Source organism: Alicycliphilus denitrificans (genome assembly GCF_044792555.1).
GTDB classification, from domain to species: Bacteria; Pseudomonadota; Gammaproteobacteria; order Burkholderiales; family Burkholderiaceae_C; genus Alicycliphilus; species Alicycliphilus denitrificans_A.
In genome coordinates this window covers 325,662-350,993 of sequence record NZ_CP126238.1, presented here as the reverse complement: position 1 = coordinate 350,993, position 25,332 = coordinate 325,662, and the positions used below count along the sequence as shown (strand labels likewise).

Annotated in this window: 23 protein-coding genes; 16 read left to right on the top strand and 7 right to left on the bottom strand. The window is 68.6% G+C overall.

All coding sequences use genetic code 11. The features are described from left to right. Positions 1-35 precede the first annotated feature (35 nt). Genes P7644_RS01580 through P7644_RS01570 form a run of 3 tightly spaced genes read right to left on the bottom strand, consistent with a single transcriptional unit; the run spans position 36 to position 4,267 of the window. Positions 36-2,117 (bottom strand): acetate--CoA ligase family protein, encoded by a 2,082-nt coding sequence (locus P7644_RS01580; RefSeq protein WP_404301268.1) that lies wholly within the window; start codon positions 2,115-2,117, stop codon positions 36-38. Then, entirely contained in the window at positions 2,114-3,088 is a 975-nt protein-coding gene (locus P7644_RS01575; RefSeq protein WP_404301267.1) for a Bug family tripartite tricarboxylate transporter substrate binding protein, read from the bottom strand. Before P7644_RS01575 ends, P7644_RS01580 begins: the two co-directional genes overlap by 4 nt. A gap of 24 nt (positions 3,089-3,112) precedes the next feature. Next, complete coding sequence (locus P7644_RS01570; protein ID WP_404301266.1) at positions 3,113-4,267, bottom strand: acyl-CoA dehydrogenase family protein; 1,155 nt, start codon at positions 4,265-4,267, stop codon at positions 3,113-3,115. A 154-nt stretch (positions 4,268-4,421) separates the two neighbouring features. Between P7644_RS01570 and P7644_RS01565 the strand changes: the two genes are divergently transcribed. The 10 genes from P7644_RS01565 to P7644_RS01520 all read left to right on the top strand — a co-directional run bounded on the left by P7644_RS01565 (position 4,422) and on the right by P7644_RS01520 (position 14,366). Further along, positions 4,422-5,759 carry an MmgE/PrpD family protein gene (locus tag P7644_RS01565; protein ID WP_404301265.1) on the top strand — a complete coding sequence of 446 codons (1,338 nt, stop codon included), beginning with the start codon at positions 4,422-4,424 and terminating at the stop codon, positions 5,757-5,759. Between the two features lie 2 nt (positions 5,760-5,761). Further along, on the top strand, positions 5,762-6,829 hold the full coding sequence (locus P7644_RS01560; protein WP_404301264.1) for an AbrB family transcriptional regulator: 1,068 nt from the start codon (positions 5,762-5,764) through the stop codon (positions 6,827-6,829). Positions 6,830-6,909: 80 nt separating this feature from the next. Next, positions 6,910-7,260, top strand: a complete 351-nt coding sequence (locus P7644_RS01555; RefSeq protein WP_404301263.1) for a hypothetical protein — start codon at positions 6,910-6,912, stop codon at positions 7,258-7,260. Then, complete coding sequence (locus tag P7644_RS01550) at positions 7,250-8,116, top strand: alpha/beta fold hydrolase (protein WP_404301262.1); 867 nt, start codon at positions 7,250-7,252, stop codon at positions 8,114-8,116. Before P7644_RS01555 ends, P7644_RS01550 begins: the two co-directional genes overlap by 11 nt. Further along, on the top strand, positions 8,113-9,003 hold the full coding sequence (locus tag P7644_RS01545; RefSeq protein WP_404301261.1) for an NAD(P)-dependent oxidoreductase: 891 nt from the start codon (positions 8,113-8,115) through the stop codon (positions 9,001-9,003). The genes P7644_RS01550 and P7644_RS01545 overlap by 4 nt, the downstream gene beginning before the upstream one ends. A gap of 26 nt (positions 9,004-9,029) precedes the next feature. Further along, entirely contained in the window at positions 9,030-10,256 is a 1,227-nt protein-coding gene (locus P7644_RS01540; protein WP_404301260.1) for an ABC transporter substrate-binding protein, read from the top strand. 10 nt (positions 10,257-10,266) lie between these two features. After that, positions 10,267-11,052, top strand: coding sequence for an N-acyl homoserine lactonase family protein (locus P7644_RS01535; RefSeq protein WP_404301259.1), 786 nt, complete (start codon positions 10,267-10,269; stop codon positions 11,050-11,052). A 29-nt stretch (positions 11,053-11,081) separates the two neighbouring features. Beyond that, positions 11,082-12,062, top strand: coding sequence for a Bug family tripartite tricarboxylate transporter substrate binding protein (locus P7644_RS01530; protein WP_404301258.1), 981 nt, complete (start codon positions 11,082-11,084; stop codon positions 12,060-12,062). A 4-nt stretch (positions 12,063-12,066) separates the two neighbouring features. Further along, positions 12,067-13,497, top strand: coding sequence for an NAD-dependent succinate-semialdehyde dehydrogenase (locus tag P7644_RS01525; RefSeq protein WP_404301257.1), 1,431 nt, complete (start codon positions 12,067-12,069; stop codon positions 13,495-13,497). Further along, positions 13,494-14,366, top strand: a complete 873-nt coding sequence (locus tag P7644_RS01520; protein ID WP_404301256.1) for an NAD(P)-dependent oxidoreductase — start codon at positions 13,494-13,496, stop codon at positions 14,364-14,366. The genes P7644_RS01525 and P7644_RS01520 overlap by 4 nt, the downstream gene beginning before the upstream one ends. 72 nt (positions 14,367-14,438) lie before the next feature. On the opposite strand, the gene P7644_RS01515 is transcribed toward P7644_RS01520, so the two are convergent. The 3 genes from P7644_RS01515 to P7644_RS01505 all read right to left on the bottom strand — a co-directional run bounded on the left by P7644_RS01515 (position 14,439) and on the right by P7644_RS01505 (position 17,605). Next, positions 14,439-15,317: a LysR substrate-binding domain-containing protein gene (locus tag P7644_RS01515; RefSeq protein WP_404301255.1), complete on the bottom strand. Its 879-nt coding sequence runs from the start codon at positions 15,315-15,317 to the stop codon at positions 14,439-14,441. Positions 15,318-15,553: 236 nt separating this feature from the next. Next, entirely contained in the window at positions 15,554-16,654 is a 1,101-nt protein-coding gene (locus tag P7644_RS01510) for a CaiB/BaiF CoA transferase family protein (protein ID WP_404301254.1), read from the bottom strand. 27 nt (positions 16,655-16,681) lie between these two features. Further along, positions 16,682-17,605 (bottom strand): tripartite tricarboxylate transporter substrate binding protein, encoded by a 924-nt coding sequence (locus P7644_RS01505; protein WP_404301253.1) that lies wholly within the window; start codon positions 17,603-17,605, stop codon positions 16,682-16,684. 154 nt (positions 17,606-17,759) lie between these two features. Between P7644_RS01505 and P7644_RS01500 the strand changes: the two genes are divergently transcribed. From P7644_RS01500 to P7644_RS01475, 6 genes are read left to right on the top strand one after another with little or no spacing between them, the layout of a single operon-like run. After that, positions 17,760-18,512: a beta-ketoacyl-ACP reductase gene (locus P7644_RS01500; protein WP_404301252.1), complete on the top strand. Its 753-nt coding sequence runs from the start codon at positions 17,760-17,762 to the stop codon at positions 18,510-18,512. 11 nt (positions 18,513-18,523) lie between these two features. Continuing rightward, positions 18,524-19,000 carry a MaoC/PaaZ C-terminal domain-containing protein gene (locus P7644_RS01495; protein ID WP_404301251.1) on the top strand — a complete coding sequence of 159 codons (477 nt, stop codon included), beginning with the start codon at positions 18,524-18,526 and terminating at the stop codon, positions 18,998-19,000. Then, positions 18,997-21,123: an acetate--CoA ligase family protein gene (locus tag P7644_RS01490; RefSeq protein ID WP_404301250.1), complete on the top strand. Its 2,127-nt coding sequence runs from the start codon at positions 18,997-18,999 to the stop codon at positions 21,121-21,123. Before P7644_RS01495 ends, P7644_RS01490 begins: the two co-directional genes overlap by 4 nt. 38 nt (positions 21,124-21,161) lie before the next feature. Beyond that, positions 21,162-21,929, top strand: a complete 768-nt coding sequence (locus tag P7644_RS01485) for a citryl-CoA lyase (RefSeq protein WP_404301249.1) — start codon at positions 21,162-21,164, stop codon at positions 21,927-21,929. 1 nt (position 21,930) lies between these two features. Then, on the top strand, positions 21,931-23,085 hold the full coding sequence (locus P7644_RS01480) for an acyl-CoA dehydrogenase family protein (protein ID WP_404301248.1): 1,155 nt from the start codon (positions 21,931-21,933) through the stop codon (positions 23,083-23,085). Positions 23,086-23,124: 39 nt separating this feature from the next. Beyond that, a complete protein-coding gene (locus tag P7644_RS01475; protein WP_404301247.1) occupies positions 23,125-23,856 on the top strand; it encodes an IclR family transcriptional regulator in 732 nt (243 codons plus the stop codon). A gap of 94 nt (positions 23,857-23,950) precedes the next feature. Here P7644_RS01475 and P7644_RS01470 read toward each other — a convergent pair whose 3' ends face one another. Then, positions 23,951-25,330: an ammonium transporter gene (locus tag P7644_RS01470; RefSeq protein WP_404301246.1), complete on the bottom strand. Its 1,380-nt coding sequence runs from the start codon at positions 25,328-25,330 to the stop codon at positions 23,951-23,953. Between the last annotated feature and the right edge of the window lie 2 nt (positions 25,331-25,332).

Here is a 25,332-nt window from a genome sequence, read left to right as displayed (position 1 = left end):
CCGCAGGTTTGATTTTTTTGAACGCGCGGCGTGAATCAGCTTGGTGACCGCTGGAACACCAGCGCATCCACCGCCACCACCCCCTGCCCCTCGGGCAGGACGAGCAGCGGGTTGACCTCGGCCTCGGCGATGCGCATCTCGGGCTTGAGCGCCAGCTGCGAGAGCGCGCTCACCGTGCGCGCCAGGGCCTCCAGGTCGCCGCGCACCTTGCCGCGCAGGCCGGTCAGGGGCTTCAGGGCGTTGACCTCGGCGACCATCTCGCGCGCCGCCTCCACCGTCACCGGCGCGAGGCGGATGCTGCGGTCCTTGGCCACCTCGGCCCAGATGCCGCCCGCGGCCAGCATGACGATGGGACCGGCGTCGGCATCGACGCGGTAGCCCACCAGCACCTCGGCCAGGCCCTTCTGCATGGGCTGCACCAGCGCCTCGTCGCACGCGGCCTGGGGCGCGCACTCATCCAGGTTGCGGCGTAGCGTCGCCAGGGCGGCGGCCAGTTCCGCGTCGCTGCCGATGTTCAGCAGCACGCCGCCGACCTCGGTCTTGTGCGGGATCTCGGCCGAGCAAACCTTGGCCACCACGGGGTAGGCGAAGGGCAGCGGCACGGGCGCCTCGTCGAAACGGCGCAGAGCCACGGGCGCGTGCGGCACGCCAAGCTGGTCCAGCACACCATAGGCCTCGGCCTCGCTCAGCGTGCGCGTCGGTCCTGATGCAGGCAGCACGGGATCCTGCCCCGGCTGGCGGCGTGCAAGCACGGCGGCGATGGCGTCGCCGCAGGCCTCGGGCGTGCGAAAGCACGGCACGCCGGCGGCGGTGAGCGCGGCCAGCGCCTCGGGCGCGTCGGGCACCAGCATGGCGGCGAGCGGCTTGGGCTGCGCTGCGCATTCGACGATGGGCTTGACGGCCAGCTGCGGCTGGAAGCGCGCGGACGAGCCCACCACGGCCAGCACCAGGTCGAACTCGGGCGCGGTGAGCAGGATGTCCAGCGTGGCCTTCATGGTCTCGTACTTGGTGCCCGCGAGCGTCATGTCGAGCACCCGGCCCGGCGTGCAGGGCAGGCCGGCCTGCTCCAGCCGCCTCAATGTCTCGGCCGAAGGCGGCTCCACGACCACCCCGCGGATGCCGAGCTGCTCCACCGCCATGGCCGCACCGCCGCCCGTGGTGGTGACCACGCCGACGCGCTTCGGGGCGCTTGCCAAAGGTATGCGCCGCGCAAGCGGGAAGGTTTCAAGCAGCGCTTCGAGCACGCCCACGCGGGCGACGCCCATGTCCTTGAGGAAGGCGTCGGCGATGTCGTCCTCGCCCGCAATGGCGCCCGTGTGCGTGGTGGCCATCTCGGCGGCCGCCGCCGAGCGGCCCAGCTTGTAGGCGATGACCGGTTTGCCCGCACGCTGGGCGGCGCGCGCGAAGGCGCGCAGCTCGGGGCCGTGGCGCAGGCTCTCGAGGAACAACAGGTAGCCCTCGATGGCCGGGTCATCGAGCGTGGCTGCGCAGATCTCGCCCACGTTCAGGTCCACCTCGCTGCCCACCGACACCAGTCCCGCGAAGCCCACGCCGCGCGCCTTGCCGCGCGAAACCAGCGCACCGATCATGCTGCCGCTGTGCGAGGCGACGAACACCTTGCCGGGCGGCAGGTCGGGCTCGGCGAAGGCCGCGTTGGCCGTGAGCACCAGCCCCGTGCGCGGGTTGACCACGCCCAGGCTGCTGGGGCCGAGGATGCGGATGCCCGTCTCCCTGGCGATGCGGCGCAGTTCCTCCTCACGCGCCGCGCCTTCCGTGCCCGATTCGGAGAAGCCGCTCGCCAGGATGGTGACCACCTTCACGCCCAGGGCCGCGCATTCGCGCACGGCGGGGATCACGGTGTCGGTTGGCGTGAGCACGAAGACCTGGTCGGGCACCTCGGGCAGGCTCTGCAGGCTGGGCCAGGCCTTCAGGCCCTGGATTTCGTCGCGCCGGGGGTTGATGGGATAGATGCGACCCGCGAAGCCCGTGCGCTTGAGGAACTGCACGGGCCGCCCGCCCATCTTGCTCACGTCGTCCGAGGCGCCGTAGAGGGCAATGCTGGCCGGATGGAGCAGCGCCTGGGCCAGCGCTGCCGTGTTGTCATTGTGTGGAGTCATTGAGTATCGATCTTGATGGTCTTGAACTGCTCGGCCCAATGCGCGACCTCGCGCTGGATGTCGCCGCGGAACTCCTCGGGGCTGTTGCCGATCACGATGGCGCCCTGAGATTCGAGCTTGGAGCGGATCTCGGGCATCTGCAGCGCCTCGACGGCGGCGGCGTGGAGCTTCTTCACGATCGCCTCGGGCGTTCCCGCGGGTGCCAGCAGTCCGTTCCACGAGTCGGAGATCATCGCCGGGTAGCCCGCCTCGGCGAACGTGGGGATGCCCGGCAGCCCCAAGAGGCGCTGCGGCCCCGCGACGGCCAGGGGCTTCACCTTGCCCGTCTGCAGGTGTGGCATGGCGCCGGTGGCGGTCATGAAGGCCAGGTCCACGTGGCCGGCGATCAGGTCGGTCATCACGTTGCTCGCGCCCTTGTAGGGAATGTGCGTGAGCTTGACGCCCGCCAGGCGCTGGAACAGCTCCGTCGCCATGTGCTGCGAGCCGCCCAGGCCCGTGGTGCCATAGGTGAACTTGCCGGGCTCCTTCTTGGCGGCGGCCACGAGTTCCTTCACGCTGACCAGGCCCCAGTCGGGCCGCACGGCCAGTACGCCGGGTGCGGACGAGAGCTTGGAGATCGGTGTGAAGCTCTTGACGGCGTCGAACTTCAGGTTCTTATAAACGTGGCTGTTCATCGTGAGCGGCGCGGCGGCCACGAGCAGTGTGTAGCCGTCGGGCGCGGCAGCGGCCACGGCCTCGGACGCGATGTTGGAACCTGCGCCCGCGCGGTTGTCCACCACGAAGGGCTGGCCCAGCCGCTTTTGCAGTTGCGCGGCGACCAGGCGCGCCACCGCATCCGTGGGGCCACCCGCGGAATAGCCCACGATGACCCGCACGGGCTTGGTGGGATAGGCCGCATCGGCCATGGCGCCATTACCCAGGCCCAGGGTCAGGGCCGCGCAGGCGGCCAGCGAGAAATTGCGACGATTCATGGGGGTCTCCTTGATCTCTTGTTGTCAGTCTTTGGCGGGGCGCTGCGAGAACGTGCGGCCAAAAACACCCTCGGCGATGCGGTTCTTCAATATCTCGATGGAGCCGCCGGCGATCATCCAGCCGCGCGTGCGGCGCACGCAGTACTCCACCAGCGACTCCTGGCTGAAGCCCATGCCGCCCATGACCTGCAGCGCCTCGTTGGACACCTCCCAGCCCGCCATGTTGCAGGCCAGCTTGGCCATGGCCGTGCTCTGCGCGCTGGGCAGACCATGCTCGCCTTCCATGGCTGCGCGGTACAGCATCAACTGCGCCTGCTCCAGCTTCATCGCCATCTCGGCGAACTTCCACTGGATGCCCTGAAACTCGCACAGTTCGCGCCCGAACTGCCTGCGCGTCAAGGCGTGCTCGCGGGCCGTGTTGAAGGCATGGCGGCCCAGGGCCAGCGCACGCGACGAGTTGCCCAGGCGCTCCACGTTGAAGCCGGAGATCTGCTTTTTGAAGCCGCCAGGCCCCAGCAGCACGTTGGCGGCCGGAATCCGGCAGTCCTCGAAATACAGCTGGCTCCATTGCTCGCCGTTCATGAAGTTCGAGGGCGTGCCGACCTGAAAACCGGGAGTGCCGCGCTCCACCAGCACCGAGCCGATGCCGCCCACGCCGGGGCCAAAGCGCACATAGATCAGGAACAGCTCGGCTTCCGGGCTGTGGGTGGAAAAAATCTTGCTGCCGTTAATGACGTAGTGGTCGCCGTCCTGGCGCGCGCTGGTTTTGAGTTCGGTGACGGCAGAGCCCGCATCCGGCTCGGTCATGCCCAGCGAGATCAGCTTGCGGCCCGCCAGCAGGTCGGGCAGAAAGCGCTGCTTCTGCTCGGGCGTGGCGTATTCGACGAAGGTACGGATGGGGCCGAAGTTGCCCGCCTGCACGATGTCTGCGCTCTTGGGGCAGACCAGCGCGACCTGCTCAATGGCCAGCACGGCGTGCATCAGCGTGCCACCCTGGCCCCCATCGGCTTCGGGGAAGGCAATACCCAGTAGCCCCTGCTCGGCCAGCAGCGCGGCCGTCTCCCAGGGGTAATGAGGCGAGTGCGCGCGCGCCAATGCGCCGTCCTGGAGCTTGTCCTGGGCAAAACGGGCCACCGAATCGGCAAATGCCCGGTGTTCTTCGCTGAGTGTGAAATCCATGTGTATTCCCGAGGTTGATTCGATGAGCACGGATCGTGCCGCGCACCCCGCCGCCTGAGAACTTCATGTTGCGTCGCAAGCCCCAACAAATACTCATACCAGCGCCACATCTGCGAAGTTCACAGCGACGCACACCTGCGCGACCATTGGCACCATGTCTACACACCACCCCACTGCCGCACAACGCTTCGCCGCCTCCCTGGCCGATGCACCGCTGGCGCCAGAAGTCATCCATCACGCCAAGCGCGCCATCATCGACTGGTACGCCGCCCTGCTGCCCGGCGCCATCGAGCCGCCACCGACGCTGCTGGAGCAGGCCCTGGCCGAAGACCTGGACCGTGGCGGCGCACGCCTGGCGCTGGGCCGCGCGGCCACCGTGCGTACGGCAGCGCTCATCAACGGCACGGCCGCGCACACCGTGGAGGTGGACGACATCTACCGCGAGGCCATCTACCACCCCGGCGCGCCCACCATCGCCGCCGCGCTCGCGCTCGCGCAGGCTCGGCAGGCCACGGGGCTGCAGCTGATCCGCGCCGTGGTGGCGGGCTACGAGGTCTCCACGCGCATCGGCGCGGCGCTGGGGCGCGCGCACTACCGCTACTGGCACAACACGGGCACGGTGGGCACCTTTGGTGCGGCGTCGGCAGCCGCCACGCTGCTGGGGCTGGACGCCGAGCGCCATGCACACGCGCTGTGCACGGGCGCCACCTTCGCGGCAGGGCTGCAGCAGGCGTTCCGCATGGATTCGATGTCCAAACCGCTGCACGCAGGCCATGCGGCCGAGGCCGGCGTGCTGGCGGCGCTGGCGGCCGAGCGTGGCGTGACCGGCTCGCTCGACGTGCTCGACGGCGACGCGGGCCTGGGCCGCGCCATGGGCGAAGCGCCCGACTGGCACCAGGCCACGGCCACGCTGGGGCACGACTTCCACATCACCCGCATGACGTTCAAAAACCACGCCTGCTGCGGCCACACCTTCGCGCCCATCGACGGTGCGTTGGAGCTGCAAGCGCGCATGGGCGTGCGCTGGCAGGATCTGGAGACCGTGGAAGTCACCACCTACGGCCCCGCGCTCGCCGTAGCGGGCAACGCCGACCCGCGCACCGCGGCCGAGGCGCGTTTTTCCATCCCCTACGTGGTGGCGACGGCGCTGATCCATGGCAGCGTGCGCCTGTCGGCGTTCACGCCAGAGCGCCTGGCGGATGCGGACATCCGCGCGCTCATGGCACGCATCCGCCTGGCCGTGGACCCCGAACTGGATGCGCGCTTTCCCGGCCAACGCGCCGCACGCGTGCGCTTCTCCACGGCGGACGGCCGCCAAGGCGAATACCTGCAGCCCACGCGCAAGGGCGACCCGGAGCAGCCCTTGAGCGACGCGGAACTCTCGGACAAATTCATGGAACTGGCCGCGCCGGTGCTGGGCGCAGCGCGCGCCCACGCGCTGCTCGGTCACCTGTGGGCACTGGACGCGCGCGAGCACCTGCAGGACCTGTGACGGTGCGCGGCACCGCCTCCAAGCTCCTCACGCTGCTGCTGGCCTGGGCCGCGGCCGAGGGCTGCCGCCGCCTGCACATGCCGATCCCGTGGATGCTGGGGCCGCTGCTCGCCACGGCGCTGGCCACGCTGGCCAGGCAGCCCACGCGCAGCAGCCTGCGGCTGCGCAACTTCGGGCAGTGGGTGATGGGCGCATCGCTGGGCCTGTATTTCTCGCCGGCCATCGTGGCGCAGCTCGCCAGCCTGTGGTGGGCCGTGCTTGCGGCCGTGGCCTGGGCGCTGGCGCTGGGCGCGCTCTACGGGCGTTGGCTGTACCGCTCCTGCGTGGGCCGGCTGCACGGCGTGGACGACGCGGCGCTGCGGCCATCGGCCTACTTCGCGGGCGCCATCGGCGCGGCTTCCGAGATGACGCTACTCGCCGAGCGCGAGGGCGCGCGCGCCGACCTGGTGGCCGCCTCGCACAGCCTGCGCATGCTGATCGTGGTGCTGGTCATGCCCTTCGGCATGCTGCTGGCAAAGGCCTGGTGGAACCTGGAGGCAGTGGACCTCGCCCCACCGGCCAGCGCGCCCTTCACGGCCACGGGCCTGGCGTGGCTGGCGCTGTTCACAGGTGCCGGGGGCCTGGCCCTGCAGCTCGGGCGCCTGCCCAACCCATGGTTCCTCGGCCCGCTGCTGGTGGCCATAGGGCTGGCGGCCACGGGCACGGCGCCCTCGGGCGTGCCCACGCCGCTGTCGAATGCGGCGCAGCTGGTCATCGGCGTGAGCCTGGGCGTGCGCTTCAGCCCGCAGTTCCTGCACACCGCGCCGCGCTGGCTCGCGCAGGTGGCGCTGGGCACGCTGGGCCTGCTGGCAGCATGCGCCGCGTTCGGCCTGCTGCTGGCCTGGGCCACAGGCCTGCACCCGGCCACCGCCATCCTGGGTACGGCACCCGGGGGCATGACGGAGATGTCCATCACCGCCAAGGTGCTGCAGCTGGGCGTGCCCGTGGTCACGGCGCTGCAGGTGACGCGGCTGGTGGCGGTGCTGGTGCTGGTGCGGCCGGCGTACCGGCTCTGGGCGCGGCAGCCATGACCAAAGCTCATTCCTCCGCACCAAATTGTCGGTTGTCCCGCGGGGAGGACTATGGGAGATTCCTCTCAGGAGACACAACCATGCACACCACCAACGACGACTGGCTGGCCCACCAGGGCCGCTGGGTCAACGTGACCTTCCTGCTCAGGAAGGGCGACGCCGAATACCTCATCACCCTGCGCGACGGACGCGTGCAGCGCATCGCGCCCGGCCCGCACGTGATGCCGTGCTGGACCTTCGCGCTCGTCGCGGGCGACGACGCATGGGAGCGCTTCTGGGCGGCAGAGCCGCAGCCGCGCTTTCACGACCTGATGGCCATGGTGCGCTTCAAGGCGCTGCGCATCGAGGGCGACATGACAGTCTTCATGCGCAACCTGCTGTATTTCAAGGCCCTCGTGAAGCAGCTCGGAGGACAGATCCATGCGCATTGAAAAAGAGGCCGTGACCGGCGGCTACGTGAACTTCGAGATCGCGGGCCGCATGTGCCGCGTCTACTACGAGACGGCCGGCAGCGGCCAGCCCCTGCTGTGCCTGCACACGGCGGGCAGCGACACGCGCCAGTACCGCGCGCTGCTCAACTCCCCGGAGCTGACCGCGAACCACCAGGTGATCTGCTTCGACATGCCGTGGCACGGCAAGTCCTCGCCGCCCGAGGGCTGGCACACGGAGGAATACCGCCTGACCAGCGCGCTCTACGTGCAGACCATCCTGGCCTTCATGGACGCGATGCAGGTCGAGCGCCCCATCGCCATGGGCTGCTCCATCGGCGGGCGCGTGGTGCTGCACCTGGCGCTGCAATGCCCCGAGCGCTTCAAGGCGCTGATCGGCCTGCAGTCGGGCGCGCACGTCAACCCCTACTACGACCTGGACTGGCTGCACCGCCCCGACGTGCACGGCGGCGAGGTCTGCGCGGGCATCGTCTCGGGCCTCGTCGGCCCCGGCGCGCCCGAGCGCGACCGCTGGGAGACGCTGTGGCACTACATGCAAGGGGGCCCCGGCGTGTTCAAGGGCGACCTGCACTTCTACACCGGCGAGGGCGACCTGCGCGGGCGCGTGCAGCGCATCGACACCGCGCGCTGCCCGCTCCACCTGCTCACGGGCGAATACGACTATTCGTGCACGCCCGAGGACAGCGAGGATCTCGCGCGCCTGATCCCCGGCGCGCAACTCCAGATCATGCCGGGCCTGGGCCACTTCCCCATGAGCGAGGCGCCGCAGGAGTTCCTGAAGCACCTGCTGCCCGTGCTGCAACGCATTCAACACGACACCGAAGGAAGAAACACATGAAAACCGGATTCATCGGCCTGGGCCGCATGGGCTTTGCCCTGGCCTCCCACCTGCTGCGCAACGGCGTGGACTTGACGGTGCACGACCTCCAGGCCGGTCCCGTGGACAGGCTCGTGGCCCAGGGCGCATCACGCGCGGCCAGTGTGCAGGAGCTGGCCGCGAGTGTGGACGTGGTGTTCACCATGTTGCCCGGCCCAAAGCAGGCGCGCGAGGTGATCCTCGGCGAAGGTGGCGTGCTGGCCGGGCTGCGCCAGGGCAGCTATCTGGTCGAACTCAGCACCATCGACACCGACACGGTGGACGCGCTGGCCGCCACCGCCGAAAAGCAGGGCGTGCGCTTCGCCGACGCGCCCGTGGGGCGCCTGGCTGCGCATGCCGACCGGGGCGAGTCGCTGTTCATGCTCGGCGCTCACGATGCCGACCGCGCCGCGCTGGAGCCGCTGCTGCTGAAGATGGGCACCACCGTGCTGCACTGCGGCGCGCCGGGCAGCGGCACGCGCATGAAGCTCATCAACAACCTCATGGTGCTGTGCTACTGCCAGCTCAACTCCGAGGCGCTGGTGCTCGCCGGCGCGCTGGGGCTGGACGCGTGCAAGACCTTCGACGTACTCACGGGCACCACGGCGTCGAACGGGCAGCTCAAGGAGAAGTGGCCGGTGAAGGTGCTCAAGGGAGACCTCACGCCGGGCTTTGACATCGCGCTGGGCTTCAAGGACCTGACGCTGGCCTGCCAGGCCGCGCAGTCCGCGAGCGTATCGCTGCCCATGGGCAACCTCGCGCGCAGCCTGTTCCAGCTTGCACGACATGCGGGCAAGGACGGGCAGGACACCTCGTGCATGACCGATTTTTGGGCCGAGTCCAACGGACAGCCCCCGATCCGCCTCTGACATCACTATTTCAAGGAGACAAACCCATGGCCTTCACACTCACGAAGGCGGCGCTCGGCGCCGCGCTGCTCGCCGCCTCGATGCTCGCGCCCGCGCAGGACAAGGGCGCGCGCATCTCGGACGGCGTCGTCAAGATCGGCGTGCTGACCGACATCAACGGCCCGTTCATGGACAACGTGGGCAAGGGCTCCATCGTGGCGACCGAGATCGCCATCGAGGAGTTCGGCGGCAAGGTACTGGGCTACCCCGTGCAGATGGTCACGGCCGACCACCAGAACAAGGCCGACGTGGGCTCCACCCGCGTGCGCGAATGGTTCGACCGCGACAAGGTGGACGCGGTGACGGAACTGGGCAACAGCGCCGTGGCCTTGGCCGCGATGAAGCTTGCGCAGGACAAGGGGCGCCTGGCCATCGTGACCGGCGCGGGCGCGGTGCGCATCTCCAACGAGGACTGCTCGCCCAACAGCCTGCACTGGGTGTACGACACCTATTCGCTCGCCAAGGTGGGCACGCAATCGGTGGTGAAGGCAGGCGCCAAGACCTGGTACTACCTCACGGCCGACTACGCCTTCGGCCACTCGCTGGAGAACGACGGCAAGCAGTTCATCGAGGCCGCGGGCGGCAAGGTGCTGGGCTCGTCGCGCTACCCGTTCCCGGGCAACGATTTCGCGTCCTACATCATCAAGGCCCAGGGCAGCAAGGCCAACGCGGTGGCCATCGCCACGGCGGGGCTGGACCTGCAGAACGCCATCAAGCAGGGCAAGGAGTTCGGCCTGGCCAGCGGCGGGCAGAAGACCGTGGCCATGCTCATGAGCATCATGGACGTGCACGGCGTGGGCCTGAAGGATGCCGGCGGCATGCTGTTCGCCGAGTCGTTCTACTGGGACCTGGACGACGCCTCGCGCGCGTTCTCGCGCAAGTTCTTCGAGCGCACCAAGCGCATGCCCACGGCGCTGCAGGCCGGGCAGTACTCGGCCACGCTGAACTACCTCAAGGCCATCGAGCGCGCCAAATCAGACGACGTGGCCGACGTGGTGAAGGCCATCAAGAGCATGCCCATCCAGGACGCGTTCGCCAAGAACGGCAAGGTGCGCGACGACGGCAAGATGATCCACGACATGTACCTCGTGCGCGTGAAGACGCCCAAGGAATCGCAGGCCGCGTGGGACTACTACACGGTGCTGGAGACGGTGCCCGGCGAGCAGGCGTTCCACCCCGCCGCCGAGAGCAAGTGCGCGCTGCTCAAGAAGTGAACGCCGCGCCATGACAGCGCCCCTCTACCGCATCCTGGCCGTGAAGTACGCCACGGTGGACCGCGCGCGGGGCAGCAACTTCCTGCACCCCGCGCCGGGCGACCCCGAGGCGCCGATGGCGCTGGACTTCTTCGTCTGGCTCATCGACGGACCGGGCGGCGCGGTGCTGGTGGACACGGGCTTCAGCCCCGCGTCGGCCATCGCGCGCCAGCGGCGCTACCTGGTCTCGCCGCCCGAATCGCTGCGCCGCCTGGGCCACGCGCCCGAGTCGATCCGCGACGTGGTGGTCACGCACCTGCACTACGACCACGCGGGCAACGTGGGCGAGTTTCCCGCCGCCACCGCGTGGGTGCAGGACCGCGAGGTGCGCTACGCCACGGGCGACTGCATGTGCGACCCGAAGCAGAACCATTTCTTCTCGACCGACGACGTGGCCGTGCTCATCAAGCGCCTGTACCAGGGCAGCGTGCGGCTCATCGACGGCTTCCACGCGCTGCGCGACGGCATCGAGCTGCACCGCGTGGGCGGCCACACCGACGGCCTGCAGGTGGTGCGCGTGCGCACCGCGCGCGGCTGGGTGGTGCTGGCCTCCGACGCGGCGCACTACTACGAGAACCTCGCGCTGCAAAACCCCTTCCCCGCCATCTTCAGCCTGCCCGACATGCTGGCCGGCTACGCGCGCATCCGCGAACTGGCGGATGGCGAAGACCTCATCGTGCCCGGCCACGACCCTGCCGTCTGCACGCGCTTCGAGAGCGCGGGCGTGCCCGGCGTGCACGCATACCGCATCGCCTGATTCTTTTTCTTTTCTGGAGACACGACGACATGACTTCTTTGAGCAAACGCGCCCTCGTGCTGGGCGCCGCCGCCCTGGCCCTGGGCGGCCACGCATTCGCCCAGGGCGCGGCCGACTGGCCCGCGGCCAAACCCGTGACCATCGTGGTGGGCTTTTCCGCGGGCGGCCCGACCGACGTGGTGGCGCGCATCGTGGCCGAGCAGCTGTCCGCCAAGTTCAAGCAGAGCTTCGTGGTGGACAACAAGGCCGGCGCCTCCGGCGGCGTGGCGGCCAACCTCGTCAGGCAGGCCGCGCCCGACGGCTACACGCTGATGTTCGGCAGCAGCAGCACGCTGTCCATCATCCCCACGCTGCAGAAGACCGCCTACGACCCGCTGCGCGACTTCACCGCGATCGCGCTGGTGGCGAGCTATCCGTACTTCCTCGTCGCGCCCGCGTCGTCCAGCATCAAGTCGCTCGACGAGCTGCTCAAGCAGGGGCGCGCAGGCGGCTCGCAGCTGAGCTACGGCTCGGCCGGCAACGGCGCGGTGAACCACCTCGCGGGCGAGTGGTTCAAGCACGAGGCGAAGATCAACGCGGTGCACATCCCCTACAAGGGCGACTCGGCGGCGGTGACGGACCTCGTCGCGGGGCGGCTGGACTTCGCGTTCCTCGCGGGTTCGGTGGCGCTGCCGCAGGTCAAGGCGGGCAAGATGCGCGTGCTGGCCTCGGCCAGCGCCGTGGCGGGGCGCGGCGGCGAGGGCGTGCCCACGCTGGGCGAGCGCTACAAGGGCTTCGCGGCCGAGCCGTGGAACGGCCTCATGGGCCCGAAGGGCGTGCCCGAGCCCATCGTCGCCAGGCTCAACGCCGCGGTGAACGAGATCATGGCCCGGCCGGACGTGCTGGCGCGCCTGGCGCCCATGGAGCAATATGCCTTCACCGGCACGCCGCAGCAGTTCACCGACCACATCAAGTCGCAGACCGAACGCTGGGCGTCGGTCATCAAGGCATCCAACATCCAGGTGGACTGAAGGCATGCAGTATTCGCAATTCATCGCGGGCACGTTCCGCCAGGGCGCGGGCGCCGAGCGTTTCGCCGTCATCAACCCGAGCACGGGCCAGCCGCTGGGCGACTACGCCTGCGCCACGCCCGAGGACGTGCAGGCCGCCATCGATGCGGCCGCCAAGGCGCTGCGCCCGTGGAGCCGCACGCCGGCCTACGAGCGCTCCACCCTGCTGCGCCACGTGGCCGTGCTGATGCGCGAGCGCGGCGACGCCATCGCCGCGCAGATCGCGAGCGAGCTGGGCAAGCCCTTGGGCGAGGCGCAAAAGGAAGTGGTAACCGCCGCCGAGATGTTCGAGTGGGCGGCCGAGGAAGCGCGCCGCATCTACGGCCGCACTATTCCCCCGCGCGGCGCCGGCATCACGCAGACCGTGGCGCTGGAGCCCATCGGCGTGGTGGCCGCCTTCGCAGGCTGGAACGCGCCGGCGATCACGCCCTCGCGCAAGATCAGCGGGGCGCTTGCCGCAGGCTGCACCATCGTCATCAAGCCTTCGGAAGAAACGGCTGGCGTGGCGCTGCACATCGCAAAGGCCGTGCAGGACGCGGGCGTGCCCGATGGCGTGGTCAACATGGTGTTCGGCGAACCCGGCGCCATCGCCGACCAGCTCTGCGCCTCGCCACAGGTGCACATGGTCACCTTCACGGGCGCCACCTCGGTCGGCAAGCAAATCGGCGCCAAGGCCGCGCTGACCATGAAGCGCGCCACGCTGGAGCTGGGCGGCCATGCGCCCGTCATCGTCTGCGACGACGCCGATGCCGACCGCGTGGCGCGCGCGGCCGTGGCGACCAAGTACCGCAACGCGGGCCAAGTCTGCACCTCGCCCACGCGCTTTCTGGTGCAGGCGGGCGTGTTCGACGCGTTCCTCGAAAGCTTCGTGCAGGCCGCGCAGACGCTCAAGGTGGGCGACCCGTTCGACGCGGCCACGCAGATGGGGCCGCTGAAGAACCAGCGCCGCCTGCATTCCATCGACCGTCTCGTGCAGGACGCGCGCGAACGGGGCCTCACCATCGCCACGGGCGGCGAGCACATCGGCACCGAGGGCTTCTACTACCGGCCCACGGTGATCTTGCGGTCATCGCTCGATTGCGACGCGGCCAATATCGAACCCTTCGGCCCGGTGGCGCTCATCAGCCCGTTTGGCGAACTGAGTGAAGCCATCGCCGAGGCCAACCGCCTGCCCTTCGGCCTCGCGTCCTACGCGTTCACCAACGACGTGCAGCGCGCCCACCGCCTCGCGGGGGAGATCGACAGCGGCGTGGTCTGCATCAACGAATGGCAGGCCTCGCTGCCCGAGACGCCCTTCGGCGGCCACAAGGACAGTGGTCTGGGATCGGAGGGCGGCGTCGAGGGCCTGATGGAGTTCCTGCGCGTGAAGTGCGTGCGCCAGGGGGTGCAGGCATGAGCACGGTATTGGGCTTCGTCGGCGTCGGCGTGATGGGCGAGGGCATGTGCCGCAACCTGCTGCAGAAATGCGGGCTGCCGGTGCACGTGGCCGACGTGCAGGCCGAGAACGTGGCGCGCCTCGCCGCGCAGGGCGCGGTGGCCTCCAGCGTGCGCGCGCTGCGCGAGACGGCGCACACGGTGTTCCTCTCGCTGCCCTCCATCGACCAGGTGGAGGAGGTGTGCCTAGGCGCCGACCCGCTCGTGGCGCCCGGCGGCACCGTCAAGACCGTGGTGGACATGAGCACCAGCGACGTGCCGCGCACCCGCGCGCTGGCCGAGCGGCTGGCCGCGCTGGGCGTGCGCTTCCTCGACGCGCCCGTGGCTCGCAGCCGCGAGGCCGCCAACAACGGCACGCTGCTCATCACCGTGGGCGGCCCGGCCGACCTGTTCGAGTCCGTGGCGCCGTGGCTGCGCTGCATGGGCTCCGACGTGATGCACTGCGGCGACGTGGGCGCGGGGCAGGTGGTCAAGATCATGAACAACATGGTGCTGCTCTCCACCGTCAATGCGCTGGCCGAGGCGATGGCGATCGCCGAGGCGGCAGGCGTGGACAAGGCGCTGCTCGCCAGCGTGCTGCGCCTGGGTTCGGCCGACTCGTTCGCGCTCAAGCTCACGGGCGAGCGGCTGGCGACGGACGTGTTCCCCGAAAAGCTCTTCCCCGCCGCCTACGCGCTCAAGGACCTGAAGCTGGCGCTAGGCCTCGCGCAGGCCTCGGGCATCACCGCCACGGTGGCGCAGGCCACGGCCACGCTATTGGATGCCGCCTGCGCGCGCGGCTATGCGATGAACTACTACCCGGTGATCTACCGGCTGCTTCGAAAAGAATAGCTGCCTGCGCTTATCAAAAGATGGTTTCAGATATTTTTAGCATGAAATACTTTGCTGGCGAGCGTCAAAAGCTCACTTTTCCATAGCCTCTGCCATCAGCCAATCCTTGAACGCCGCGATCTTGCTGGAGTACCGCTGCAGCGCCGGCGTGACAATGTAGTGCCCCTGGCCCGTGCGCAGCGGGCGCGCGAACGGGCGCACGAGGCGGCCGGCCTGGAAGTCGGCCTCCAGCATGTGCTGCTGGCCGATGGCGATGCCCAGCCCGTCCATGGCCGCCTGCCAGGTGAGGATGGAGCTGCTGAAGACCATGGTCTCGGCCGTCTCGAACAGCTCGGGCAGCCCGGCGTACGCGAGCCAGCGCGGCCAGTCGTCCTTGCGGTATTTGGAGATTAGCAGGCGCTTGCCACGCAGCGCCTCGGGCGGCGCGCCCGCCGCGATGAAACCGGGGGCGCAGACGGGTTCCACCACGTCCTGCAGCAGCAGCGTGGCCTCGGCGCCGGGCCAGTGGCCGTCGCCGAGCACGATGGCCAGGTCGCATTGCTCGGCACCGAAATCGAGCGGCGCGGAACTGTTGGTGATGGCCACCTCCACCTCCGGGTGCCGTGCCTTGAAGTGCGGCAGGCGCGGGATCAGCCAGCGCGCGGTGAGCGTAGTGTAGGTGCGCAGGCGGATGACGTTGTTCGAGTACTTGCGCGTGATGGCCTCGGTGGCGGCCGCGATCTCGCAGAACGCCGGGCCGATGCGGCGGGCATAGGCCTCGCCCACCTCGGTCAGGCGCACGCCCACGCGCTCGCGCGTGAAGAGCTGCACGCCCAGATACTCCTCCAGCACCGCCACCTGCCGGCTCACGGCCGACTGGCTCACGTTCAACTCGCTGGCCGCCAGCGTGAGGTTGCCGGTGCGCGCGACGACCTCGAAGACCTTGAGGGGGTTGAGCGGCGGCACTTTCATAGCGCGCCTCCGATCCCGCACCAAGCCACGGGCAGGCCGGGCACGTCGCCCCGCGTGGGCAGCGCCGGTCCCCTGGCCGACGCGGGCGCGCAGCCGGCGATGTCCATCCAGCACGGGTGCGCGCCATAGGGGTACCGGAACGGCGATTCACCCAGTTGCGCGGTTGGGGTGGAAAGGGGCGTCCAAGGCGTGTCCATACGGCGATTGTCCCGCAGTCGCCCTCATGGAAATCGCCCTCAGGCACTCCAGCTCTTCAGAATGGTTGCGAAGTCCGTATCCGGATGTGCCAATGGCGGCATCGGCTGCCCGGTGACACTGCGGCTGAAGCGAGGTGCGGGTGCAGGCTGCACCACTCCGTCCACTTCGATAAAGGTCTTGCGCGCTTTCATGTGCGGATGCTGCGGCGCTTCCGCGAACGATAGAACGGGCGAGAAGCACACGTCGGATCCCTCCAGCAGTTCGCACCACTGTTCGCGTGTCCGCGTACGAAAGCGCTGCGCGATCTGCGCCTTTGCAGCCGGCCAGGTGGCGCGATCGTTCTGTGCGCCGAGGACCGCAGCGTCGAGGTCCAACTTATCCAGCAACTGCCGGTAGAAGCGCGCCTCGATGGGTCCGATGGCAATCCATTGGCCATCCTGGCATTCGTAAACGTCGTAGAACGGCGCGCCCGAATCCAGCACATTGCTGCCGCGCTGGTTTTGCCACTGGCCCGCGCCGTGCAGGCCGTAAAACAGCGCCGCAAGCGAGGCGGCGCCGTCGACGATGGCGGCATCCACGACCTGGCCTTTGCCTGAGCGGGTCCGTTCGAGCAATGCCGCCAGGATGCCCATGGCAAGGTACAGCGCACCGCCACCCATGTCGCCGGCCACCGCCAGGGGAACGGCGGGCGCCTGCCCCGCCCGCCCGATGGCATGGAGAACGCCCGTCAGGGACAGGTAGTTGATGTCATGACCCGCGGCCTGGGCGAGCGGGCCATCCTGGCCCCAGCCGGTCATGCGTCCGTAGACCAGGCGCGGGTTGCGCGCATGGCATGCCTGCGGGCCCAGCCCCAGGCCCTCCGCGACACCAGGGCGATAGCCCTCGACCAGCACGTCCGCGTACTCCGCCAGGGCGAGGACTTCCTCCACGGCAGCAGGGTCCTTGAGGTTCGCATGTGCCAACCTGCGATTGCGCAGGAGCGGATTGAAGCGAACCGGCCTTTGCACCCCGAGGTCGGCGGCCTCGGGGCGGTCGATGCGCAATACAGAGGCGCCGAGATCAGCCAGCAGCATGCAGGCCATCGGTCCAGGACCGATACCCGCCAGTTCGATGACCTTGATACCGTGCAGCGGTCCCATGGGCATGTTCCTTTCGGGACGCAGATGTCAGTCGATCTTGAGGCCGCTGGCTTTCACCAGTTCGGCCCACTTGGCCTCCTCGGTCTTCAGGAACGTCCGGGTCTGCGCCGGACCGCCTGTCAGGGGCTGGGCATAGAGGTTCTCGATGGCGCGCTGGACTTCCGGCTGGCGGGAGACCTCCGCGATTTCCGCGCTCAGCTTCTGCACGATCGGCGCGGGCGTTTTGGCGGGGGCGATCACCATATAGGTGGCCTCGACGTTGAAGCCCTTCATTCCCAGCTCGTCCAGGGTGGGCACATTCGGAAGCGCCTTCAGGCGTTGCGTGCCCGTGACCGCGATGGCGCGCAGCTTGCCCGACTCCACCAGCGGCACGGCCGTGGAAATGCTGCCGAACATCAGGTCGATGGTGCCCGCTACCAGGTCCAATTCAGCCGGTGATATGCCCTTGTAGGGTACGTGCGTCAGGCCGGGCGACGCAGCGGTCAGCTTGAACAGCTCGCCCGACAGATGGACCGACGAGCCCATGCCCGGCGAGCCGAAGGTCACCTGGGCGTCCGGTTTCCTGCCGGCCCGCGCGATGTCGTCGATGGTCTTGAAACTAGAGTTGGCGGGGACGACCAGCAGATTGGGCGTGGACGCGATCAGCGCAATCGGGGCCAGGTCGCGCTCCCAGTTGTAGACGTTGCGCTTGAGGGCCGCATTGATGGCCACGTAGTTGGCCGCCATGACCAGCGAATAGCCGTCGGGGCTGGCTTGCGCCAGTTGCTGCACAGCGACGTTGCCGCCGCTGCCGGGGCGGTTTTCCACTACCACGGGCTGGCCCAGGCGCTCGGTGAGCCGAGTGGCATAGAGCCTGGCCAACTGGTCCGTCGCGCCGCCGGGCGCGAACCCCACATAGAGCTTGATGGCGCGGGTCGGGTAGTGATCGGTCTGGGCGAATCCTGGCGCCATGGCGCAAGCCAATACCAAAGAGCCAAGCAGCTTGACGAGTTTCAAAGTAGCCTCCTATGAAGTATTCCGACGACTCGTAGATCATATCGACAAATCGGAAAAAACAAAAGATAATACGAATCACCGAAACATTATTTGGCATATCGGAGATTAAATGGAGCTCAACTTGAACGGCCGCGTGGCCCTGATCACCGGCTCCGGCCGCGGCATCGGCAAGGCCGCCGCGCTGGCCCTGGGACGCGAAGGTGCCCGCATCGTCATCACGGACATCGACGCCACAGCGGTGGAGCAGGCGTGTGCGGAGCTGCGCGCGCAGGGCTGCGAGGCCATCGGCCACGCAGCCGACGTCTGCAACGAAGAGCAGGTGGCTGCGCTAGCCAGCCGGGCCATCGAGGCCTTCGGCAAGGTGGACATCCTGGTCAACAACGCCGGCTTCACCCGCGACAAATACCTGACCAAGATGCCGGTCGAGGACTGGGACGCGGTCGTCGACACCATCCTGAAGGGTGCCTATCTGTGCACGAAGGCGGTTCTGCCTTCCATGATCGAGCAGCGCTGGGGACGCATCATCAACATTTCCTCGAGGGCCCACCTGGGCAATCCCGGCCAGACCAACTACTCGGCGGCGAAGGCCGGCCTGATCGGCTTCACCCGCGCGCTGGCCATGGAGCAGGGCAAATTCAACATCACCGCCAACGCCATCGCGCCCGGGTTCATCGAGACGGAACTCGTGAAATCCCTGCCGACCTACGAGAAGCTGCGCGAGGCCGCGCTGGCCAGGAACCCGGTCCCGCGCCTGGGCCGGCCCGACGACATCGCCAACGCCATCCTGTTCCTGGCATCGGACTGCGCGGGCTACATCACCGGCGACACGCTGCACGTCACCGGCGGACGCTATTCATCTTGAGGGCCAACAGCATGTCCGAAACCCAGATCGCCCAGGATCAGCCGCAGCCCGCGCTGCGGCCCGGTGACTCCTTCCGCACGGCCGGCCGCACCATCACGGAGGCCGACGTCGTCAACTTCGCCTGCCTGTCGGGCGATTTCAACCGGCTGCACGTTGATGCCGAGTACGCCGCCGGCACGAACTTCGGCCAGCGCATCGCCCACGGCCTGCTGGTGCTGTCCGTCCTGTCGGGGCTCACCACGCAGTCGAGCGGCTACCGAGCGCTCGAGCCCTGGATCCTCGCGCTGCTGGATGTGAGCTGCCGCTTTCCCAAGCCCACCTTCATCGGTGACACGGTTCACGTGCAGGTAACAGTCGCGGAGCGCACGCCATCCAGCCGTCCCGGACGCAGCATCGTCGTGTTCCGCCGCGAAGCGGTGAACCAGCGCGGCGAGGTCGTCGTGCAGGCCGATTTCAAGATGATGGTCCGCGACGAGGTGCCGGCATGACGGGCTTCAGCGACCTCACGCGGCTGGTCGCGCCGCGCAGCATGGTGATCGTGGGCGCCTCGGCGCGCGAGGGCAGCCAGGGCCGCCGGCTGGTGGACAACGTGCTGGTGCATTCCGGCTTCGACGGCGAGGTGTACCTGGTCAACCCAGGCTCCAAGGAGATCCTGGGCCATCCCTGCTATCCGTCCGTGGCGGATGTTCCGGCTTCCGGCATCGACGTGGCGCTGGTCATCGTCAGCGCGGTGCATGTCCTGCCGGCCCTGGAGCAATGCGCAGCCAAGGGCATCGCCTTCGCGATCGTCATGAGCGCGGGCTTTGCCGAAACCGGCGACGAGGGCCGCCACATGGAGCAGGCGATCGCCGCGCTGTGCAGGCGCACGGGCCTGCGCGTGTACGGTCCCAACTGCCCCGGCCTCGTCAACCTCCGGCTGGGCCTTGGCATGACCTTCTCGCCAGCGTTCAAGGACGACTTGAACTCAGGCGCCATCGGCCTGGCCACGCAGGGCGGCGGCCTCGGCCGCACGGTGCTGCAGGCCCTGTCCTTCGGCGACGGCGTCGGGCTGTGGTGCTCCGGCGGCAACGAGTGCGACCTGGGCCTGCCCGACTTCATCGCCCACATGGCCGTGGATCCGCATATCCGTGTGATCGCCGTGCTGATGGAGGGCGTGAAGGACGGCGACCGCCTGCGCAGCGCGCTGGCCCTGGCGCGTGCGAACGACAAACCCGTCGTCATCCTCAAGGTCGGACGGTCGGAGCAGGGCGTGAAGGCGGCGCAATCGCACACGGCCTCGATCGCCGGCTCGGCGCGCGTCAACAGCGCCGTCTTCCGCCAGCACGGCGCGGTCGAGGTGCAGGATCTGGACGAACTCTCGGCGGTGGCGCGGCTGCTCGCTGCCCCCCGGCCCGCGGCAGGAGCCGGCCTGGCGATCGTCACCTTTTCGGGCGGCACCGCGGCCCTCGCTGCCGACATCGCCGGCGCGGCGGGGCTGCCGATCGCAAGCTTCTCGCCTTCGACCAGCGCGGCGTTGCGCGAACTGCTGCCCGCGTTTGCCAACATCGCCAATCCGCTGGACACCACGGCGGACATCATCCGAGAACCGGCCCTTGTCACGCGTTGCCTGCGCCTCGTGTGCGATGACCCGAACGTCGGCGCAGTGATGTTCCCGATTCCCATGGACTACGCCGGCATCACCGCGACGATGGCCGGCGCCATCATCGAAGCGGCCAGCGCGCAGGCCAAGCCGATCGTCCCTGTCTGGATGAGCCGCCGCATGGGCGAAGGTTTCAAGGCGATGGAAGAAGCCGGCCTGCTGCCCTTCCTGTCGCTCACCGACTGCGTCGCCGCGCTGCGCCACCTGTGGCCAGCGGCAGCGCCAGCTGCGACCGCGTCCGCCGAAGCCAAAGCGCCAGCCGCCGCCGATGCGCATCACGCGCCATCCGGCGAGGCGTCTTCTGCCGCGCTGAGCGAGAGTGATGGCAAGGCCTTGCTGCGCAAGGCGGGCATCGCGGTGCCCGAGGGCGGCGTTGCCGGCAACGACAGCCAGGCCGTGGAACTGGCAAAGGCGGTGGGCTTTCCGGTGGCAATGAAGATCGTGAGCGCGCAAATCCCGCACAAGACCGAGGCGGGCGGCGTGCGCCTGAACCTCGCGGACGAGCAGGCGGTAAGGTCGGCCTACCAGTCCATCCTGGACACGGTATCCCAGCGGCAGCCGGACGCCGTCATCGACGGCGTGCTGGTGGAGAAGATGTTCCCCGCCGGCGGGCGTGAAATCCTGATCGGCGTGCACCGCGACGACGCCTTTGGCCTGGTACTGACCGTCGGCCTTGGCGGCATCTTCGTGGAAATGCTCAAGGATGTCGCGCATCGTGCGCTGCCCATCAAGCCGCAGGACGCGAGCGAGATGCTGCGCGAGCTCAAGGGCTATGCGCTGCTCGAAGGCGTGCGCGGGCAGGCACCGGCGGACATCGCCGCGCTGGAGGATCTGCTGCTGCGCGTTTCACGCTTTGCCACCGCGCAGGGGCCGCGCCTGCGCGAGCTGGACCTGAACCCCGTGTGGGTCGGCCGCGATGGCGAGGGCGCCGTGCCGCTCGACGCGCTGGTCGTGCTCGACCCTGCCCACTGACCCATCTTTCCCAGATTTCGAACCAGGTAATTCCCAACATGAGCATCCATACCGACATCGGCTACGCCACCGTCCATGACATCTTCGTGCGCGGCCGCAACCTCTCCACCGACATCATCCCGAACGCCGACTTCGCGGAGATGGCCTGCCTGTGCATCCTAGGGCGTACGCCCGAGCCGAACTTCAAGCGCATGATCAACCTGCTGCTGGTCACTTCCTGCGACCACGGCTTCACGCCCAGCTCGATCTCCAGCCGCCTGACCTTCCTGGGGGCGCCCGAGTCGCTGCAGGGCGCCGTTGCCGCCGGCCTGCTGGGCGCGGGCGACCGCTATCTTGGCGCAACGCAGAACGTGGCCGAAATGCTCGTAACCTGGAGCAAGGGCATCGCGGCCGATGCGCCACAGGCGCAGTTCGACGGCCGCGCCCGCGAACTGCTGCAGGCCTACCGCAGCGACAAGAAGCGCATCCAGGGCGTCGGCCACCCGATCCACGTCGAGGGAGATCCGCGCGTGCCGGCGCTGCGCGCCATCTCGAAGGAGAACGGCTACTACCGCGCGTGCTGGCGGCTGCTGGACGCCGTCGAGAAGATCCAGGCCCAGGAGTTCGGCCGCAAGCTGCCGATCAACGGCGCAGGCGCAATGGGCGCCATAGCCGCCGACCTGGGCCTCGATCCGCGCATTGCGCGCGGCTTGGCGCTCGTGGGCCGCACGGCCGGGCTCGTGGGCCACATCATGGAAGAAGCCGTCCGGCCCAACGGACCCGAGATCTGGGACGTGGTGCTGAAAGAAGAGGCAAAGGCGCACTGAGATGGACTTCTCCCTTGATGAAACCCAGATCGCCGCGCGCGATGCGCTGCGGCGCTACCTGCAGGCCGAAGTGGCACCGCTGGTGGATCGCCACGAGGCCGAACACAAGCCCGTGCCAGCCGGAGTGATCGCCGCCATGCGCGAATATGGCCTGCTGGGCGGCCTGCTGCCGGAGGACGTGGGCGGCTTCGCGCTGCCCATGACCACCTACGGAACGCTGATCTGCGAAGTCGCCCGCGTGTGGCCGTCGCTGCGCAGCGTCACCAGCACGAGCAACCTGGCGGCCTCGGTCATCGCCGATGCCGCCAGCCCCGAACTGCGCGATGCGTTCCTGCCGGGCATCCTCGAAGGCAAAACCGTGGCCTGCTTCGCGCTAAGCGAGCCCAACATCGGCTCCGACGCGGCCCATGTGGAAACCCGGGCCGAGCCCCTGCCACAAGGCTGGCGCATCACGGGACGCAAGCTCTACATCAGCAACGGTCCGATCGCGGACGTGGGCGTGGTCTTTGCCCGCACGCCGTTGCCCGATGGCAGGCAGGGGGTTTCCTGCGTGCTGTTCGAATCGTCCAGGCAGGGCTTTTCCGTAACACCGCTGTCCAAAATGGGCATGCACAGCTGCCCGCTCGGCGAACTGCTGTTCGATGGTGTCGAGGTGCCCACGGGGCACCTACTTGGCGCGCCCGGCCAAGCCTTCTCGCTTGCCAAGAAGCACCTCAACGTCGGTCGCTGCGTGGTGGCCTTTTCCGCGCTCGGCATCGCGGAAGCAGCGCTTGAGGCCGCCGTGCAGTACGCCAAGGACCGCAGGCAGTTCGGCCGGCCCATCGGCGCCTTCCAGATGGTGCAGCAGATGGTGGCGGACATGATGGCGCTGGTCGAGACCTCGCGTCTGCTGTGCTATCGCGCCGCGGACGCGCTGGACCGGCACGCGCCCGATGCCGCACTGTATTGCTCGATGGCCAAGCGCCATGCCACGGAGGCGGTGCTGCGTGTCGCGGAGCTGTCCCTACAGGTGCACGGCGGCGCGGGATACACCTCGCTCTTTCCCGTGGAGCGCTACTATCGCGACGCACGGCACTTGAGCATCGCGGAAGGCACGAACCAGATCCAGTCGATGCTGGTCGCCCAGACGGCCCTCGGCCTGTCCGCGCTGCGCTGAGCGCCGTCCGCATCCTCATCAGGAAGAGAATCCCACCCCATGCCACAGACCGTTCCCGCAGCACAGCGCGCCCTCCAGGTATTCGAATACTTCGCTCGCGAGGGAAGGCCCTTGACTAACTCGGAGCTGGCACGCCACCTGGAACTTGCCGACAGCAGTTGCTCGGACCTGCTGTTCACCCTGCGCGAGGCAGGCTATCTCGTGCGGATGCCCAAATCGCGCTTCTTCTATCCAACGACCCGCCTGCACGACCTGTCCCAGCGGATCGCGGCAAAAGATCCGATGCAAGCCTTCACGTCCGAGGCGCTCGAACTGCTGACCAAGCGCACAGGCGAGAGCTCCATGTGCGGCCACCTGGACGGCAATGGGGTCAAGATCTTCGCCTGCCAGGAGAGCCAGCGCGCGCTGCGCTACGTGCTGCGCCCGGGCACCATGGTCACCGTGCATTCAACGGCGCTTGGCAAGGCCATCCTGGGCGCGATGCCCGCGCAAGAGCGCGAGGCACTAATCGATCAGCTTGCCATGGAGCCGATCACCGACGCCACCTTGCAGGACCGCGAGGCGCTGCGGCGCGAGATCTCGGCTGGCATCGAGAAAGGCTGGTTCCTGGCCAGGGACGAAGGCGCCGAAGGTGTGATGGCGTTGGGCATTGCGGGGGACGTCAGCGGCCGCCTCACGGCACTGTCGGTCGTCGGCCCCACGCGGCGGATGGAGAAGAGCCTGGCCGCGAACGTGGAGATTCTGCTGGCGGCTCGCAAGGAGTTCTTCTAAGGATTTCAAGAGTCGGGCTCGAGTCAACGCAAAATGGAAAAGGCCCGCGCGCGACGGGCCAAAGTCCTTGGAATAACGGTTGCCCGTTTCGTGCTCAACGGTGGTACGCCGTCTCCCCATGCGCGCTGATGTCCAGCCCCTGGCGCTCGGACTCTTCGTCCACGCGCAGGCCCACCAGCAGGTCGGCAATCTTGTACGCGACGACCGACACCACGCCGGACCAGACGATGGTGAACAGCACGCTCTTGGTCTGTATCCACACCTGCGCGCCCATGCTGAAGGTCTCGGGCGTGGCGCCGCCCGTGCCGCCCAGGCCCTGGGCCGCGAACACGCCGGTGAGGATGGCGCCAACGATGCCGCCCACGCCATGCACGCCGAAGACGTCGAAGGCGTCGTCCACCTTCAGCATGCGTTTCAGGCCGCCCACGCCCCACAGGCACACCAGGCCGGCGACCAGGCCGATGGCGATGGCGCCCATGGGCCCGACGAAGCCGGCGGCCGGCGTGACAGCCACCAGGCCGGCGACGGCGCCCGAGGCCGCGCCCAGCATCGAGGCCTTGCCCTTGTGCAGGGCCTCGCCCGCGCTCCACGACAGCGTGGCGGCGGCGGTGGCCAGCACGGTGTTGACGAAGGCCAGGCCGGCGGCGGCGTTGGCGGCGCCGGCGGAGCCGGCGTTGAAGCCGAACCAGCCCACCCACAGCAGCGACGCGCCCACCATGGTCAGCGTGAGCGAGTGCGGCGTGAACGCCTCGCGGCCGAAGCCTATGCGCTTGCCCACCATGTAGGCGCCCACCAGGCCGGCAATACCGGCGTTGATGTGCACCACGGTGCCGCCCGCGAAGTCCAGCGCGCCGTCGGCCGCCAGCAGCCCGCCGCCCCAGACGATGTGCGCCATGGGCACGTAGCTGAAGCTGAACCACAGCAGCGCGAAGATGAGCACGGCCGAGAAGCGCATGCGCTCGGCGAACGAGCCCACGACCAGGGCCACTGTGATGGCCGCGAACGTGCCCTGGAAGGCGAAGAACACGTATTCCGGGATGGTCGCGAGGGCGCCAAAGGTCTCCAGGCCCACGCCCTTGAGGAAGATCTTGGACAGATCGCCCACGAACCGGCCCTCGCCCGAGAACGCCAGGCTGTAGCCGTAGATGGCCCACAGCAGCGACACCAGGGCAAAGACCACGAACACCTGCATCAGCACCGACAGCATGTTCTTGGCGCGCCCCAGGCCGCCGTAGAACAGCGCCAGGCCGGGGATGGTCATGAGGATCACCAGCAGGGTCGAGGTCAGCATCCAGGCGGTGTCGCCGGAATCGATCTTGGGCGCGGGCGCCGCGGCAGGTGCTGCGGCGGGTGCGGGCGCGGCGGTGGTGGCCTCGGCGACCGGCTCGGGCGCGGCCTGCGCCTGTGCCAGTGCGGCGCTGCCACCGGCCAGCAGACCCAGGCCCAATACCAGGGAGGCAAGCAGTTTTTTCATGG